Source organism: Paenibacillus nitricinens (genome assembly GCF_052056485.1).
GTDB classification, from domain to species: Bacteria; Bacillota; Bacilli; order Paenibacillales; family Paenibacillaceae; genus Paenibacillus_AQ; species Paenibacillus_AQ nitricinens.
In genome coordinates this window covers 2,955,069-2,971,829 of the sequence record NZ_CP183948.1, presented here as the reverse complement: position 1 = coordinate 2,971,829, position 16,761 = coordinate 2,955,069, and the positions used below count along the sequence as shown (strand labels likewise).

Here is a 16,761-nt window from a genome sequence, read left to right as displayed (position 1 = left end):
CCCTTTCAATCATGATACTGTTGTCAAAATGTTAAACCATCCCTTACAAAACAGTTTGAACACTTTCAAGTGTATTAATGTTGATTACTTTGACTGTTTTGTCTATTTTGCGGATTAAACCGGCCAGAACACTGCCCGAACCGATCTCAACAAAAGTATCCACACCATCTGCAATCAACCATTCAATACTGTCCTGCCAAAGCACAGGAGAATACACCTGACGAACAAGCAGTTCGCGAATTTCTTCGGGATCTGTTACCGGTGATGCTGTGACATTAACAATGACAGGTACATTTGGAGTGTTGAAGGTTACTTTCTTCAACTCTTCTGCCAAACGATCTGCAGCAGCTCTCATCATTGAAGAGTGAAAAGGTCCACTTACTTCTAGCGGAATTGCCCGCTTGCCACCAGCTTCTTTAACACGCTGCACAACACCATTAACACCTTCCTGAGATCCGGAAACAACGATCTGACCTGGACAGTTAACGTTAGCCAGTTCTACAACACCACTCTCTTCAGAGATAGTTTGGCATAATACTGCCAGCGCTTCACGTTCAGCACCAAGCACTGCCGCCATTGCACCTTGTCCTCCTGGAACAGCTTCTTCCATGAAGCGACCTCTCAAGCGCACAAGTGTTACAGCATCTTCAAATGACAACACACCGGCAGCTACTAGTGCACTGTATTCACCAAGGCTATGACCAGCAACATAATCCGGCTTCATACCCTGCTCACGCAGAGCTTCAAGATAGGCTACGCTTGCTGTAAGAAGCGCTGGTTGCGTGTTTACTGTTTGCTTCAACTCACTGTCCGGTCCTTCAAAAACCAGCTTACTCAGTGGAAATCCGAGAACTTCATCCCCTTTCTCGAACACTGCACGGCTGTTTGGAAGAGCATCATAAACATCCTTGCCCATTCCAACTGCTTGCGCTCCCTGACCGGGAAAGACGAATGCAATTTTACTCATAAGTATGAACTCCTTCCCGTATAACGGTCTTAGCTTATTACCAGATCAATACAGATGCGCCCCAAGTCAAACCGCCGCCGAATCCAACCATCAGGACGGTGTCGCCTTCTTTCATACGTCCTTCTTCCGCCGCTTCAACAAGAGCAAGTGGAATGGAGGCAGCCGAAGTATTGGCATATTTATCAACATTGATCACACATTTTTCTGGTGGCAAATCAAGACGCTGCATAGCGGATTGAATGATACGAATATTCGCTTGGTGAGGTACGAACAAATCAATATCTTCCTTACCCAGACCAGCTTTAGTAAGCACACGTTCTGTAGCTGAGCCCATTACACGAACTGCAAATTTGAATACTTCACGGCCATTCATATAAATGAAATGCTTCTTATCTTCAACGGTTTGCTGAGAGGCAGGTAAGCGCGAACCGCCGGCTTCTAGCTTAAGCAAGTTCCCTCCAGAGCCTTCAGCACCCAGATCAAAGGATTGGAAACCACGACCTTCTGGAACCTCACCAATGATAACTGCACCTGCTCCATCACCAAACAAGACACAAGTATTGCGATCCGTATAATCTGTGATGCGGGATAAAGTATCCGCACCTATAATAAGTGCATTGTTGTACATTCCGTTCTGAATAAAGCCAACCGCAGTAGCTAAGCTGTATACAAAACCAGAGCAGGCTGCTGACAAGTCAAAAGCCGCGGCGCCTTTAGCACCCAGTTTATCCTGCAAAATGCAGGCTGTAGAAGGGAAAGCACTATCAGGTGTTACTGTTGCAATAATAATAAGATCCAAATCTTCGGCTTTCATACCAGCGGAATCAAGTGCCTTGAGTGCTGCTTCATACGCTAGATCAGAAGTTGCCTCGTGAGGTGCAGCAATATGTCTTTCACGGATGCCTGTCCGACTGACGATCCACTCATCGTTAGTCTCCACTATTTTTTCCAGATCGCTATTTGTCAATATTTTCTCAGGTACATATTTCCCAGTTCCTATAATCCCAACCGGTCGCAACTTTCTCATGTCGTCACTCACTTCCCGCTAATTTCCTTGGATATACTTAGCACAAGATCGGCTTGTAGAGCAATCCGCGCTTGTCTTACCGCATTCTTAACTGCATTTCCGTCAGAAGATCCGTGCCCCTTAACTACCAATCCGCTAAGACCGAGCAGCGGTGCACCACCGTGCTCTTTGTAATCCATTTTACCCTTCAGAGCTCTAAGCTCCGGCATCAGCATTGCCGCGCCAAGCTTAGTCTTCAGAGAACGACTAAATTGCTCCTTGAGCAAAGAGAACAAAGCACCCGCCGTACCCTCAAGAGACTTTAGCAAAATATTACCGGCAAATCCATCGCATACAAGCACATCGCAATTCCCTGTCAGTACGTCACGTGCCTCAACATTACCGATAAAATGAATGCCTGGCAAGTTCTCAAGCAGCGGATAAGCTTCTTTCGTCAGTTCGTTACCCTTTCCAGGCTCCGTCCCTACATTCAGAAGTCCCACACGCGGTTTAGCAATACCATGAACCTTGCTCCGGTAAATGCTGCCCATCAGCGCATATTGTACCAGATGCTCAGGCTTCGCATCCATATTAGCCCCAAGATCAAGAGCCAATACGCCAACATCGTCAAGTGTCGGAATCATAGGTGCAAGTGCAGGACGTTCAATCCCCTGCATCCGGCCAACTACGAGGAGTCCTGTGGTCATTAGCGCACCCGTGTTACCCGACGAAATCATAGCATCCGCTTCACCTTCACGCACCATTCGTCCAGCTACAACCATGGATGAGTCTTTTTTACGACGAACGGCCTTAACTGGCTCTTCATCAGAACCAATAACGTCTCCTGCATGACGTATTGTCAGATTAGACGGCTTGTCTTTGAGTAGTGGCTCTAATCTGGCTTCGTCACCAACGAGCACAATCTGCGTATCTTTCCATTCCGCGGCCGCGGACAACGCCCCCTCGACATTACATTCAGGAGCGTTGTCCCCGCCCATGGCATCAATGGCGATCAGCACTATGGTTACCCCCTTCACTGTGTTCATCATTTGCAGACCGATACACTATAAAATGGCCCTGAAACACTAGTTCTTCTCCGACATAGGTGAATACGTCCACCTCTGCTTTGCCACCCCTACCGGCAAGTGACCGCACCTGTGCTTTGGCAATACACTTCTCACCTAGCTGAACTGTGCGTACAAAACGTATATCGGCTGAAGCGGTCAGAGCAATCTCATCGTTGATTACGGCAACCGCAAGCGAGTTCGCTTGAGCAAACACATAGTGACCACGAGCGATCCCATTTCTAGAGAATACATGGTCTTCGCGAATCTCAAATATCGAAATCCCACTCTTGTCCAGTTGTAAATCCACAATGTCTCCGATGACTTCATCCGCAGGCAAAGAGCGCACCTGATCATAGGAGTGCTCTGCCATTTGCTTCATTCGTTCACGCAGTTCCGGTATCCCCAGTTCCATTCGGTCTAACCGAATCGTCTGAATGCTAACTTTTAGCTGACGAGTCAATTCCCGATCCGTTACAAAAGGATTACCTGCAATTATATGTAGCAGCTGCTGCTGACGTTCTTTCTTGGACATCCGCTCGATTGCGGCTCACCTCCTGGCACGTGCCAAGCATAAACGCCTTCGGCATCCTTATGGACGATAAGCGTTTAAGCGAGAAATATAAGACATCAAGTATAGGTGCATAACTTATACTTTCTTATATTTTAAAGAAAGCATTCGGCCGCTTGAATGGCCGCTGTTATATTAGGTCAAATAATCACAATCATTATTTAGAACCAGGTACTAATATGTAGTATAAAGCATGCCGCACCAAAAATAAAGCATTGACTTCTGGGCGGCTTATGTTTGAATAAGCACAAACGCCTTCGGCATCCCTAATAGACGGTAAGCGTTTGTGCGAAAATATAAGGATAATGTATAGCTTAAAACTTATATATTCTTATATTTCAAAAAAAATAGTACCTCACCGATAGTGAAGTACTACTTATTCCAAAACTATTGTTTGATGATTTCTCTTGCTTTGTAAGTTCCGCAAACTTTACATACGTGGTGAGCCAATTTCAACTCTCCGCATTGTTCGCATTTCACCATGCCCGGCACAACCAACTTAAAGTGGGTGCGACGTTTGTCACGGCGTGTCTTAGACGTTCTACGTTGTGGTACTGCCATGTATTCCACCTCCTTGTGATATTTCTGTCAGCCTGCTCCTCTAGAAGCAGAATGTGTTTTGTTGTAATGTTTCATTTGAAAAAGTCTTTCAACCCAGCGAGTCGAGGATCGATCACTGTGTTGTCGCAACTGCAGGTGCCTTCGTTCAAGTTCTGTCCGCATTTCTGACAAAGACCAAGACAGTCTGCCTTGCACAATACCGAATCCGGTAAGTGCAGTACGAAATTTCCTTCCACATAAGGAATAAGATCCACAACCTCATCCTTGACGTAAATGAGTTCCTCATCTTCGTCATCATCTGGAAGAACTGGCTGCTTAAGCCACTTGAAAGTCTCAGCAAAAGGAATGTTCAAATCACTTTTGACCTCCGTGAGACAACGTGAACATAACATGTCCACATCTCCACTCAGTTTCCCCACCACGTTCACACAATCGGTTCCCGCGGGCAGCGCTTTAAGGTCCACTGAGAGCGGAGCAACAGCTAGAATATCCTTGCGCCCTTTGACTACCTCGCTGACATCCACAACATCGTGAATATGTAACGGTTCGTCGGCATTCGCTAATTTGCGAAAGTGAATCTGCATAACTTATCACTCCCAAACAAACAAAATTTATTATACCTAGTATTATATACCTTTGTCAACCATTTTCCCTTTATATTGTTTCAGAAATTGGAGAGAATTATGATATAACTATTAGTGTAAATCAAAATGACAGCTTATGCGAACAGAGTTCCTAAAATTTATTCTTACTAATCTCTACAAGCATAAACGATTTTGACATCTTCATAAGGTTGATAAACGTTTAAGCGTGAAATAAAAGACATAAAGGTTAGGTGCAAAACTTATACCTTCTTATATTTTAAAAATGGTTACCTGCGGGAGGAAAGCAGTAATGACAACGGTTGGAATAATAGCAGAATACAATCCATTACATAACGGACATGTCCATCACTTTACCGAAGCCAAAAGACTATCAGGCGCTGATCGCGCCATCGTCGTCATGAGTGGCCCCTTTACTCAGCGCGGTGAGCCGGCGGCGGTATGCAAGCAAGCCCGGACAGAGATGGCGCTACGAATGGGCGCCGACCTCGTCATTGAGCTGCCGGTCGCCTATGCTGTACAGCCGGCAGAATGGTTCGCCTTCGGAGCAGTTGCACTGCTGGAAGCGACCGGGGTCGTGGACAGCTTGTGCTTCGGCTCCGAAGCCGGCACTTTGGGTTCGCTGCTTCCTCTGGCCAAGTATCTGGCAGAGGAAAGCAGCGAACTTCAGAGCGAGATCCGCCGCCGTATGGCGCTCGGAGCGAGCTTCCCCGCCGCGTACAGCGCAGCGGCGGCGGTGGCCTTTGAAGGGACTCTCCATGAAGAGGAGAGTCCTGGCGATGCCGGCAAGCTGCTGCGCCAGCCGAATAACAGCCTTGGCTTGCATTATCTCATCGCCTTGCAGCGGCTAAATAGCAAGATCGAGCCGCTAACCGTTCCGCGAACGGCAGCCGGATTCCATGATCCTTTGCAAGTTGGCTCATCGATCGCAAGCGCCACTGCTATTCGCAAGCTGCTGCAAGAAGGCGGCTCTCCAGCAGCATACATGCCGGAATATAGCGTGTCCATATTAGAAAGAGAGCATGCAGCAGGTAGAGGTCCTCTGGAATTGGAGCATTTCCGAGGTCCCCTCCGTCACCTGCTCTCTACACGTACCGCTGCCGAGCTACGAACCATCCATGACATGAATGAAGGCTTGGAGAATAGAATCCTTCGTCTTGTGCCCGATCTTGAGCAATTCTCTATCTCAGGTTTGCTTCAAGCCCTTAAGAGCAAGCGTTATACGCATACACGACTGCAACGTCTTCTGCTACACATTTTGCTAAATCATACAAAGGAAGAAATGACCCCTTCTGTACTGGCAGAGGGGCCCGGATATATTCGAATCCTTGGTTTTAGAGAAAGTGGACGAGCTCTACTTAAAGAGATGAAACAAAAAGCAACCTTACCCATCGTCATGCGGCCGTCACTGTGCTCCCATCCACAACTTGAGCGAGACCTTCAAGCCGCATCTGCTTTCGCAGGAGCTTTTCGAGAACCTCACAGAACCGATATGTATCGCGATTATTTGGAACCTCCGGTCATGGTTTGACCGGTAGTTCCTCCATATACTTCAGTGCTTCATCCAGTGTCGATACGGGTACCAACTTCATCGATGTGCCGATTTTATCAGCTTTCGTTTTGGCTTCGTCGTAATTCTTAACAGGAACGAAAAAAATCTCCGCCCCTTCTCGATCTGCAGCAACAATCTTATGCTTCACTCCACCGATAGCCCCTACCACACCCTCAGCGTCGATCGTGCCCGTTCCTGCAACCCTATGACCTTTGGTTAAATCACCAGGCGTAAGCCGGTTGTAAATCTCCATAGTGAACATCAGACCTGCAGAAGGACCGCCAACATTCGTATCCACAAAGCTGACTGCTTTGCCTTGCTCTTTAGGTTTTACCTTTTGAACTGCGGCTATAGTGACACCAAAACCAGTTCGAACTGCAGTACCTTCTTTATCTTTGATCTCGACTAGTGTCACTTGCTCCTTTACTTCCTTACCGTTTCTTTGTAAAACAACGGCGACCTGATCACCGATTTTTTGGGTTGAAAGCAAAGCAGAAAGTGCTTCTGGATCCGGTACCTTCTGTCCTTCAACACTAATGATTCTGTCACCCGGCTGGAATTGCCCTTTATTACTGGCGACGGGAACTGAAAAAACATACAAATAATCCACAACATCCTCATACGGAATTCCTGCAGCATGATAGGCCGCCTGAACGGAGTAGGATTGCGAGCTGTTCATATAAAAAACCTGCTCCGCAGCATACTCATCTTCAGACTTATCTCCTAATCGTGTTTCTTTCCGGACAACCTCTGAATTGGAGTTAAATACAGAGGCGACCAGCAACGCCACATTAGCATAACTAGCAGATACTGTAGTCATCATGAAGGTTCCTTCTTCAGCTGGATCAGCATTCTCCACTTTAATCATAGGGGCAACTTCAGATGCACTACCCGGTTGATATACAATGTACGGGGTGTTCATAAAAACAAATACATACACGATAACTACTAACGTAAAGAGATAAGCTGTGGCACGGAATCCCGGCCGATGCTTCAACTGCTTCACTACTCTTCCCTTCTTTCCCACGGCACATTTAGGATATGAATGTTTGAACTTCATTACCGCTTCGACTAGTGGTTTGGCATGATGGTTGTCTACTCTGCATAAATTGATAACACATCCGCTATGCCTTAAGTTATGAAGAGGTGATTCTAGAAATGAACAATATTAAAATACGCCGGCTAGCTAGTCGCTCCACACCTTTTTTATCCGGGGTAATCGCAATCCTGTTAGCCATTGCCATCATCATCTCACCAGAAAGCTCTTTCGAGGCTTCTCTCCAAGGGTTAAAGCTCTGGTGGACACTTGTATTCCCTGCACTTCTACCCTTCCTGATGCTGTCTGAGATGCTAACCGCTTCGGGCTTTGTGCATGGTTTCGGAGTGCTCCTGGAACCCTTGATGAAAAAGGTCTTTCGACTGCCTGGCGCGAGCGGTTGGACTTTGGCGCTTGGAATCACCACCGGATTCCCAGGCGGGGCCGGAGGTGTCATGCAGCTTCATAAGCAGGGCAGCATTTCGGACAAGGAAGCTGCTCGTCTCGCCTCACTTACGCATTTCGCCAGTCCAGTAACCTTGCTCATTGTGATTGGTGTAGCTTTCCTACATAGTCCTACAGCAGGTTACTTTCTGCTTGCTATCCATTGGGTTTCAGGACTTCTGGCCAGTTATACAGACGCTCTGTTAAATGGCCGGCTAGACAATCCGCAGCCTACTGTAAAGGAAAGCATGAATACTAAACGACCTTCTTTATATAGTCGTGTCCAACTTGCAGCCACCGAAGCCCGATCAAGAGATGGCCGAAGCTTCGGTAGACTTCTTGGGGAGTCAGTAGCTACAGCGGTGCAAAATTTGATGGTTGTGGGCGGTTACATGATTATGTTCGCCGTGGTCATCAATATCATTACTACGGCACTTCCTGCTTTGCCAGCCGCTCTGCCAGCAAGCTTGCTCGAGATTCATTTAGGAGCAGACGCTATAAGCAAAGGACTTTCGAGCATCGGAGCCGGCTCTTCAGGAGTACTAGCCTTGGCCTTCCTCTCTGCTGCACTAGGCTGGAGCGGGCTCTGCGCACAGCTACAGGTGCTGACGTTGCTTAAACAAGCAAATGTCCGATTCCTGCCCTATGCTGTCGTTCGCCTGATGCATGGCGTTTATGCTTTTTTATTAACACTGCTATTATGGAAACCACTTTTGGTAATAAGTGAAGCTGCTTTGCCTGCGCTCGCGGATTCACAATCCATACCAAACAGAACCATTAATGTAACTGCCATATGGAGCTCTTTTCCACAGTTGCTTAGTTTGCAATCTCTTCTACTTATCATCTTATTGGCATTATCCGCAGTGATATATCTTGTTAGTGCTTTTCGTCATCGACTCGATTAAATTTAAGCTTCATCGCCTGTTCCACCTCAGGCGTCACGAAGTCGGACACATTCCCACCAAAATGGGCAATTTCTTTTACAACGCTGGAGCTTAAATAGGAATATTTCGGATTAGTCATCATAAAGATCGTTTCCGCATCCGGATCCAGACTATGGTTGATGGATGCATTTTGAAGTTCATATTCAAAGTCAGTTACGGTACGAATACCACGTACTATGACTTGAGCATCTTTTTGACGAACATAATTGACTAGCAGATCCCGAAAGCTGTCGATTTCCACATTGGGAATATCAGCTGTTGCCTGTCTTAAAAGCTCTGTCCGCTCTTCTACTGTAAATAGCGGGTTCTTACTCAAATTATTAAGCACCGTTACGATCAAACGGTCGAATTGCTTGGATGCGCGCCGAATAATATCCATATGTCCCATAGTCACTGGATCAAAGGTGCCTGGATAGATGGCGACACGTTCTTTTCTAATTTGCTGACTCATTCTCTACCTCCTCACCAGTCTCACTTTCCACTGAAGGATTAGCTTCATACTGATAAATAGAAATTGTCGTTTCTCCGTATACGGCCTGACGCAACCTATAAAATCCCGGGATATCCTCAGGATAGGCATAACTTGATTCATGCTCCAGAACAATGATTGCGTCCTCTTCCAGCATTCCTTTTTCTACCATAGACAGCATCAGCTCATCTCCGTGCTTCAATCGGTACGGAGGATCTAGAAAGACTAAATCAAAAACACGTCCCCGCTTCTCCAATGCACTGAGCGCTCTTCCTGCTTCATTTCGGTACACTTGCGCACTTGCTTCAAGATTAGTCGCTTTCAAATTGGCACGAATTGTGTCAATACTCTTAGGATCCATATCTACAAATACGGCGCTTTCCATCCCTCTGCTTAAAGCTTCGATACCCAAACCACCCGTACCTGCGAACAAGTCCAGCACCGCTCCACCTTCAAAATATGGACCGATCATACTGAATACAGCTTCCTTCACCTTATCGGTTGTAGGTCTTGTTCCGCTTCCCGGTACACTTTTTAGTGGTCTTCCTTTTGCACTTCCCGATACCACTCTCACCGTCAATCACCCGCTCTATGTCTCTGTTTGTTATACCCAAAAGGGCATAAGTCCACGCCTATCGTAACACATTTGCGCGATGAAATAAAAAATTTGTCTAGATATGAAAAATGGAAATATCAAGACTATTCCGATAAATAAGCCTTCCTTATGTATAAGACTGGGCTTCCAGGGACATCATGTAATTATCGACACCACAAATGTCGTAGACAACCGCGGAGCAGGCTTACGTTTCCCCATAAGCTCTTCGTCCGGTTTCTCCTCTCCCATGAAAGGGGCCCTAGAGATAGGGCCCCGAATTTATGTTTAAAGAATTTATATAATCGCGAAACTATTTCTGGTTGTTTCTACTCTTGCCTATCTTAAGTTGGAGATCAATGGCTTATTTTTGTAGATGTCTCGTAATGAATAATCCTAATAAATGGATCAGTATTCCAACAGAAAACACAATTAGAGCTGTGGGAATACCTCCTAATCTAAGAGGAATTATCAAAACAGATAATCCTATCGTAATTCGACCTAGTAGATGAATGTATTTGAGCATTTTAAATTCAAGCCTCCTATACTTTACACCAACCGAGTGAGCTAGCCAGTAGTTATATGTTGATCATCTACTATCCAAGCAATAGTTTAAAATAGAACGAACTTTTAAAAACAGACTAAGAAAGAACATCGTGCTCTAAGACCTTTTATGTCATCAGCATTCCATATCTTCATCACTACTTATTTCATCATCAATTTGCCTCTGTCTTTTTTTGTTTATATTCCGTAATACAAGATGTGTAAGAAAATGAATAATCGTGACAGCAACAAAGATTAAAGTCATATTCCACACTTTTCTTTCTCCCGCCAAAATTATAAGAAGCGAAACACAAATCCCGCCGGAAATAATACTGTTAGTGAGCAGCTTTTTGTTGGTTTGATTTGGGGGATCCCAAATATAAACACCCACTGACAAGTTTCGTATCGTTATATATATTCCACTACCAATCAAACAGAAAAACTCGACTGCAAATTGCGCAAACGGAGCATTCATTATGAATTGTTGAATCAGTACTGAAATCATCAAACAATATACTAATATTTGATAAGCATCACTTTGAGTCATTCTTCTTTGCGATACAATTCGTTCATCATTAATTTTACTTTTTTTCATTATTATCCCTCCCATATCCCCAATTATAATATATTTATTACATAATGCAATTTATATATTGCATTTATTTGTGAATAAAAAGCAAACTCACACTATAAGTTTGCTAAAGGGTATGTCAAACACAAAAGGACTGCCCTTTCGGCCGGCAGCCCTTAAATAGACACTCACTTCACGAATTTCCCAATAAGCTCTGGAACTACGCTCTCATATTGAACCGGATCCATGCGGAAAGCTTCCCATGACCGTAGCTCCCCCATGGACACACCATGAAGAATCACTTATGTGTTCTGGCCATTCGCTTCCAAGACGCGCTGAACCCCCTTCAAATAACCCTTGCACTCCAGCCAACCCAACCCGAATATAATTACCACTGCTGTCACCACGTCCTCTAGCATCAGGCAGCAATATCTTATATTCTAGTCTTACGTATTACATTCTGGCATATCCGCTCATTTGAGTCGCATTTCCAGCATAACCATGCGCAATAATTACCGTCTTATCGGTGTGCTCAGGAGCTGCTATGTAGTACCTTCAGTATCTTTAGATTGTTCCACTTCCAGACTTGATTGAGGCACGTGCAATAGCGACATGATGGAAATAAAAGCTTCCAGCTGTTACGACAATGATTAATAGCACAATCAACATAACACGATAAAAAAAGCCCACTTCCAGCACTAATGCTAGAAGCAGACTATTTCATATCTCTAGAATATACATGCGCTCGTAATAATTACTAACAAGATGAACAACACTAAGATTGCGCCTGTATTAGTAAAAGCGCCACCAACCCCACCAAATTCTGCACCCATGAGAAGACCTCCTCCGTATTTTAGAATACACCACAGGATATGTATTAATCCTCCAAGAAGATTGGGCGAACGGTTAAAAATAAAACCCCGCAAACTGCGCGAGGTTAGTGTAAAGATGTCTAATCAGAAACTAATATACCGTCAAAGCTTTCCGGACCCACACGAACTGTGCCGAGAAGATTAGATGAAACAAATGCTGTATAAGTGAGTTGAGGTGTAATTGCAGGTAAGAAATCGTCTGCTGAAAAGGTTATGACTTGCGGAGCCAATATACTTAGACCAAAAGTTGAAGTAGCAGAATATATAAGCGGATCGGTTGGTAAAGTTCCCCTTACAATAGTGATTGTGATTCCAACTAAAGCTAAAGGAAGAGTTACAGAGATCGTTCCTTTAAGCAGCACACGCGGATTTGTAGTCACTCCAGCAGTTATCAGCCCAATCTGCCCAAAAAGCTGTGGTGTATTAAGAACAGTTATAGGAATAGCTATAGAGTTGGCGAGACTGGCATTTTGCGACGTTCTTCCATCAAGATAAGTTCCCATCGTTGCACCCCCTTTATGATTGACATAAGATAATATATTAGGGTTCTCGATAGATTGCATAGTCACAATACCTGTATAAAACGATTGTTTTATAAAACTGATAGGCCGAGTCTATTTATCATCTGCTTTGGTTCCATCCCTTTTGTTAAAAGCAAGCTCAAATAAACCCGTCGCCGAAAGTCCTGCTAGCCCTCCAGCCCATAGCCGCAGGATCAGATTCATATCAGTGAACGGATAGGCCACTGCTCCAACCAGCAAGCCAATAGCTAATCCAACTACCGGTACAATATTCCGCGGAAGTTGCACGCTATTCTTCACAAGTTGTACAAGTGCCATTACAAAAACAGCCAGCACGGAAGCAAAGGCAAGCACACTGTTGAGAGCATCATTATACATGGTTTTTAATCCTCCTTATTTCATTTTCCACTACCAGGAGCAAGTAAGCCTGCACGGTTCAGCACGGTTATTATGCGATAGAAGTCATAACTGCCACCTGACGGTGTATCCAGCAGCCCTGCAGCACTCGCTGCTTTTACTGCCGCTTCAGCCCAAGGGGGTACATTCATCACTGCTCGGCCTTCGATTAAAGTCACACGATCCGATAGCTTAGTAATCGACTGACCTTGTTCCTGCATACCTGTTTTTAGCGTATCCTTGCTATCCGTAAGGCTCACAATAAGAGCACGCAATTCCTTTATTTCCGTTTCCAGACTAACCAGCCTTTGTTTATCCTCTGCCGACATTTCGTCATCACCTTCCTTGGCTTCATCATCATATTTATACAGATTGTAGGTATTCATGATTTGGATTAGCTTTGCTGCATAGTTTGGGTCGGTAGCATAACCAGCGGCAGCAATCTCTTGTGCGGCTACCTTGCCACTAGCACCAAGCACCTTGCTGTAAAGATTGCGATTCCACGAAACCCCATTCACAATCAACGCGGAATGATCCGCAACAGATTCTCCCCAGTTGTTATAGGCCCGAAAAAGAGCTTCTACTTTAACAGCTTTACCATTAACATATTCAGTAGTTTGCACAGTAATACTACCGGCTGGTCCGCTGCCTTTAATCCCAAACAAATTGTTGGCCTTAACAGTCAATCCGCTGCTGCCAAAGCCCGATTCCAGCGCCGCTTGAGCTATCGTTAGCGATGCCGGAACCTTGCTGATCTGCATGTCCTTCACAGCAAAATTTGCGATTTTCGCAATAAACTCGGTCTCCGTCATTTCATCACTTCCTCTCCTTTTATTAAATGCTGAGCATAATGAAATGCTTGTGCATATCCCTACTAATAGAGCGTCTTTGCTAGATTCCAATCAAAAAAAACGTCAAAAAACGCGCCCAAAGAGCGCGTATGAATATTTTACAATTCGAATGTGAAATAAGTAACGGAAAAGAAATAAATGAAGCATGCAACCCACATAGGGCTATTGGTCCTGCTCACATGAGCATTTTTCTTCTCGTAGATTCATAATATGTAATTATAAGTAAAATTGTCTTGAAGTTTCATTAAAACTAGCGTAACATATAGTATTAATTGACTATATAGGAGGGTCTAATAGACTATGCCTTCATATTACTTTAGAGAACTATGGACACCCTTACGCTGGGTAGGCATTAAATTTTTCCGTGATGACGAAGGTTTTCTTTGGATTAAATGGTGGGCCAAACCCAGAAAAAGACTGCGTTAACCGTTAAGCAAGCAAATATACATAAGAAGTTTCATACCATGTACATATGTATTTCTTGATAACAATCTAAAGGGGCATCAACCGCTACAACATTAGCAGCTGATGCCCCTATTCCTAGTTACCTACCTTAGCCCCAAAAGAGCGTGCTAACAGTACAGCCTGATCTATATCCATACGAACTCCCCGTAGATCCAAACTCTTTAAATCAATGCCCTCAACCATAGCATCCCGAAGGTCAGCCCCCTTAAGCTTGCATTGAGACAATTGTACACGGCTGAGATCAGCCCCTCGAAGATCACTTTTTTGCAAATCACAACCCATTAGATCCGCTTCTATAAATCGAATTCCACGCAGATCCTGTCTACTAAGATTGGTATGTCTTAGGTTCGTGTAGGACCAGTCCCCACCGATAAGTGTGATCCCGTCTAAATAAGCATTTGAGAAATCAGAACCTACCATTTTACAATCTTCAAATTTCGATACGAACAGATTCGCACCTGTGAACTTACAGTTAGTAAAAGCCGAGCCTTTATGATGTGATGCATTGAGCATGGCTCCAGTAAAATCGCAATCTATAAATCGGCAGCCGATGGAAGTCATCTCTTCCATAGAGCTGCCTTTGAAGGAACACTGCTCAAATGTACAGTTATTTAGTTCCCCATCCTGCAGGCTTCCTTGGTCAAAATTGTGTTTTTGGAACGTTTCATTCAGGTATTGGTACATATTGAGTCTCATCACCTTCATTAGTATTAAATAAATTTATTCTTATTAAAAATAGCACTTTAGTAGATTGTTCTCAACAATCCCTTTCGATATAATAGCAAATAAACGATAGGGAGGTAAATTATGGATGTGTCCAGCAGGAAAGAACCATTCCGTTATGTAATGAACCAGCCGCTTGAATGCTGGATTGAAGTTCCTATGAGTAGCAGCGGCCCGGGTGCCGGTAAGTTAACAGAAGCTGTGTTGCTCGATCTTAGCCGATCTGGCTGCAAAGTGCGCACCCCCCTGAATCTTCGATTCACGGCGGGCGATACAAAGCTAGTGATTCATCTTCAATTAAACGAAGAAAAGCTTCAACTCGTGGGCAGCGTCCGTTGGGGCTGGATGTTTGGACTCGGCCAATACCAATATGGCGTTAAACTTAAATTGAACGAGGACGAAGAGGAACTGCTACATAGAGAACTCGATATATGGACAGCCTCTCTAAATGTAGAGGGCTTGTAGAATTCTACATAACAGATGCCATTCTCATAGAAAGGCGTCTTTTTTTTTGCATAAAAACGAAGACAAAGCTAATCGCTCTGCCTCCGTTCTAAAAAACGTTATTTCACCGTGGCCTAAGACTCCACTCTTTTTTTAACGAGCTTAACCATAGCAAATACTAGTATCGCAATAATCACAGCTTCGAACAGGGTAGGAAGTAAGCCAAGAACATACTGAGAGGTCTCAATATTATTTAATTTAGCGGCCTCATCCGTCACTTCAAATCGAAAAGTTCTTTCCAAAGTGATATTTTCATGATTGAATATCAATGTTTCTAATAAAGAAATTATATACTGTATTACAAAAAAAACGGCTATCCCAATCCATACTCTTCCTTTCACTCTCACACTCATTGCAACAGTCATGGAGAACATCACGAGCAACATAGAGTAGGCGGAAGCCCAAAAGACTATTAGCATTGTATATGCGGAAATCAGCCAAAATTTTTCCGGTAAAAACGAAGTTGAAAACATCATAATATCTACTGCTAAATGAATATAAGCGACTAGAAATAAAGCGAGTAACGACCCTAAAAACAGCATTAACGGTGAGAGAACGGTATACAGGACTGGTACTGGCACAAGCCTCCGATTGAATAATCTCAGGTTCTGACCGAAAGTGCGCAGACTAAAAAAGAGAAGCACTACACCTGCTACGGCATAGGAAGTGATGTTCATCATGAACATGTCTTGATCAGAATGAACAGTAAATCCTATCACAAACTGCACAAGAATGGTGATTACAAAAACAGCAAGAAACTTATCCCTATCCCGTCTAAAATCATACTTCACTAGCTTTAGCATTCTGCGTACACCTCTCTGAACAGTTCGTCTATGCTTTTACCTTGGCGCAGCCGGATATCCTCTACCGCCGTATGCATCACAATTTCTCCCTCTTTTATAAAAATCACATCATCAAAGATCCGCTCGATATCCGATACTAAATGAGTAGAAAGGAGAATGGTGCTGTCCTCTTCATAAAACTCTACTAACGCGTTAAGAATTTTAGTTCTAGCTACTGGATCAACACCACCGATGGGCTCATCCAGTAAATACAGACTAGCTCGGCGTGATAAAGCAAGTGTAAGCTGTAGACGTTCATTCATCCCTTTGGACAAATCCTTCACCTTATCTTGAGCTCTTAGCTTCATAAACTCCAACATTCGAGAAGCCTTAGTCTGATCAAAATCCGGATAGAAATCACTTTGGAATTTTAGAGCATCCTTAACATTCATCCAGGATTCTGTAAGCGGCTTATCGGGCATAAATGACACTACTGCTTGACTATCTATGCCTACAGCCCCTCCAATAATGGATACACGACCGGAAGTAGGCTGTGTCAGCCCGGCGATGATTTTCATAAGTGTACTTTTACCACTGCCGTTACTGCCCAGCAGTCCCGTGATCTTACCCGTATTCAGATTAAAGGATACTCCGCGGAGGGCGTGCTTTGATCTATATTTTTTTACAACGTCATGAACCTCAAGTATATTTTCCAACCTGCTCCC

Annotated in this window: 20 protein-coding genes; 3 read left to right on the top strand and 17 right to left on the bottom strand. The window is 44.3% G+C overall.

The features are described from left to right. Positions 1 to 43 precede the first annotated feature (43 nt). The 6 genes from fabD to ACN6KS_RS13060 form a co-directional block, all read right to left on the bottom strand. On the bottom strand, positions 44 to 967 hold the full coding sequence (fabD, locus tag ACN6KS_RS13085) for an ACP S-malonyltransferase (RefSeq protein WP_440962159.1): 924 nt from the start codon (positions 965 to 967) through the stop codon (positions 44 to 46). Positions 968 to 1,004: 37 nt separating this feature from the next. After that, positions 1,005 to 1,994 carry a beta-ketoacyl-ACP synthase III gene (locus ACN6KS_RS13080; protein ID WP_440962158.1) on the bottom strand — a complete coding sequence of 330 codons (990 nt, stop codon included), beginning with the start codon at positions 1,992 to 1,994 and terminating at the stop codon, positions 1,005 to 1,007. Between the two features lie 8 nt (positions 1,995 to 2,002). Beyond that, positions 2,003 to 2,992, bottom strand: coding sequence for a phosphate acyltransferase PlsX (gene plsX / locus ACN6KS_RS13075; RefSeq protein WP_094878491.1), 990 nt, complete (start codon positions 2,990 to 2,992; stop codon positions 2,003 to 2,005). Then, entirely contained in the window at positions 2,976 to 3,572 is a 597-nt protein-coding gene (gene fapR / locus ACN6KS_RS13070; protein ID WP_042127208.1) for a transcription factor FapR, read from the bottom strand. The genes plsX and fapR overlap by 17 nt, the downstream gene beginning before the upstream one ends. Positions 3,573 to 3,995: 423 nt before the next feature. Further along, complete coding sequence (gene rpmF, locus ACN6KS_RS13065; protein ID WP_019911234.1) at positions 3,996 to 4,169, bottom strand: 50S ribosomal protein L32; 174 nt, start codon at positions 4,167 to 4,169, stop codon at positions 3,996 to 3,998. A 71-nt stretch (positions 4,170 to 4,240) separates the two neighbouring features. Beyond that, positions 4,241 to 4,753 (bottom strand): YceD family protein, encoded by a 513-nt coding sequence (locus ACN6KS_RS13060; protein WP_440962157.1) that lies wholly within the window; start codon positions 4,751 to 4,753, stop codon positions 4,241 to 4,243. A gap of 310 nt (positions 4,754 to 5,063) precedes the next feature. Here ACN6KS_RS13060 and ACN6KS_RS13055 point away from each other — a divergent pair, with 310 nt between their 5' ends. Continuing rightward, positions 5,064 to 6,302: a nucleotidyltransferase gene (locus ACN6KS_RS13055; RefSeq protein ID WP_440962156.1), complete on the top strand. Its 1,239-nt coding sequence runs from the start codon at positions 5,064 to 5,066 to the stop codon at positions 6,300 to 6,302. Here ACN6KS_RS13055 and ACN6KS_RS13050 read toward each other — a convergent pair. Then, complete coding sequence (locus ACN6KS_RS13050; protein ID WP_440962155.1) at positions 6,292 to 7,329, bottom strand: SepM family pheromone-processing serine protease; 1,038 nt, start codon at positions 7,327 to 7,329, stop codon at positions 6,292 to 6,294. The two genes, ACN6KS_RS13055 and ACN6KS_RS13050, sit on opposite strands and share 11 nt — an antisense overlap. 152 nt (positions 7,330 to 7,481) lie before the next feature. Between ACN6KS_RS13050 and ACN6KS_RS13045 the strand changes: the two genes are divergently transcribed. Further along, entirely contained in the window at positions 7,482 to 8,708 is a 1,227-nt protein-coding gene (locus tag ACN6KS_RS13045) for a nucleoside recognition domain-containing protein (protein ID WP_440962154.1), read from the top strand. On the opposite strand, the gene coaD is transcribed toward ACN6KS_RS13045, so the two are convergent. From coaD to ACN6KS_RS13005, 8 genes are all read right to left on the bottom strand, one after another. Next, complete coding sequence (coaD, locus tag ACN6KS_RS13040; RefSeq protein WP_094874348.1) at positions 8,680 to 9,198, bottom strand: pantetheine-phosphate adenylyltransferase; 519 nt, start codon at positions 9,196 to 9,198, stop codon at positions 8,680 to 8,682. The genes ACN6KS_RS13045 and coaD overlap by 29 nt on opposite strands. Next, a complete protein-coding gene (gene rsmD, locus ACN6KS_RS13035) occupies positions 9,182 to 9,790 on the bottom strand; it encodes a 16S rRNA (guanine(966)-N(2))-methyltransferase RsmD (protein ID WP_094874347.1) in 609 nt (202 codons plus the stop codon). Before rsmD ends, coaD begins: the two co-directional genes overlap by 17 nt. A 697-nt stretch (positions 9,791 to 10,487) precedes the next feature. Then, entirely contained in the window at positions 10,488 to 10,946 is a 459-nt protein-coding gene (locus ACN6KS_RS13030; protein ID WP_094878495.1) for a DUF6773 family protein, read from the bottom strand. Between the two features lie 704 nt (positions 10,947 to 11,650). Then, positions 11,651 to 11,755, bottom strand: coding sequence for a sporulation protein YjcZ (locus ACN6KS_RS13025; RefSeq protein WP_094874345.1), 105 nt, complete (start codon positions 11,753 to 11,755; stop codon positions 11,651 to 11,653). Between the two features lie 119 nt (positions 11,756 to 11,874). Then, positions 11,875 to 12,297 carry a hypothetical protein gene (locus ACN6KS_RS13020; protein ID WP_094874344.1) on the bottom strand — a complete coding sequence of 141 codons (423 nt, stop codon included), beginning with the start codon at positions 12,295 to 12,297 and terminating at the stop codon, positions 11,875 to 11,877. A 111-nt stretch (positions 12,298 to 12,408) separates the two neighbouring features. Continuing rightward, positions 12,409 to 12,693 (bottom strand): holin, encoded by a 285-nt coding sequence (locus ACN6KS_RS13015; RefSeq protein WP_094874343.1) that lies wholly within the window; start codon positions 12,691 to 12,693, stop codon positions 12,409 to 12,411. A 20-nt stretch (positions 12,694 to 12,713) separates the two neighbouring features. Next, complete coding sequence (locus ACN6KS_RS13010; protein WP_094874342.1) at positions 12,714 to 13,523, bottom strand: glycoside hydrolase family 73 protein; 810 nt, start codon at positions 13,521 to 13,523, stop codon at positions 12,714 to 12,716. A 579-nt stretch (positions 13,524 to 14,102) separates the two neighbouring features. Further along, positions 14,103 to 14,711 (bottom strand): pentapeptide repeat-containing protein, encoded by a 609-nt coding sequence (locus tag ACN6KS_RS13005; RefSeq protein ID WP_094874341.1) that lies wholly within the window; start codon positions 14,709 to 14,711, stop codon positions 14,103 to 14,105. A 123-nt stretch (positions 14,712 to 14,834) separates the two neighbouring features. On the opposite strand from ACN6KS_RS13005, the gene ACN6KS_RS13000 reads away from it, so the two are divergent. Beyond that, positions 14,835 to 15,215: a PilZ domain-containing protein gene (locus ACN6KS_RS13000; protein WP_094874340.1), complete on the top strand. Its 381-nt coding sequence runs from the start codon at positions 14,835 to 14,837 to the stop codon at positions 15,213 to 15,215. 113 nt (positions 15,216 to 15,328) lie between these two features. Here ACN6KS_RS13000 and ACN6KS_RS12995 read toward each other — a convergent pair whose 3' ends face one another. After that, positions 15,329 to 16,057, bottom strand: a complete 729-nt coding sequence (locus tag ACN6KS_RS12995) for a hypothetical protein (protein WP_341134610.1) — start codon at positions 16,055 to 16,057, stop codon at positions 15,329 to 15,331. Next, positions 16,051 to 16,752: an ABC transporter ATP-binding protein gene (locus tag ACN6KS_RS12990; RefSeq protein WP_440962153.1), complete on the bottom strand. Its 702-nt coding sequence runs from the start codon at positions 16,750 to 16,752 to the stop codon at positions 16,051 to 16,053. The genes ACN6KS_RS12995 and ACN6KS_RS12990 overlap by 7 nt, the downstream gene beginning before the upstream one ends. Between the last annotated feature and the right edge of the window lie 9 nt (positions 16,753 to 16,761).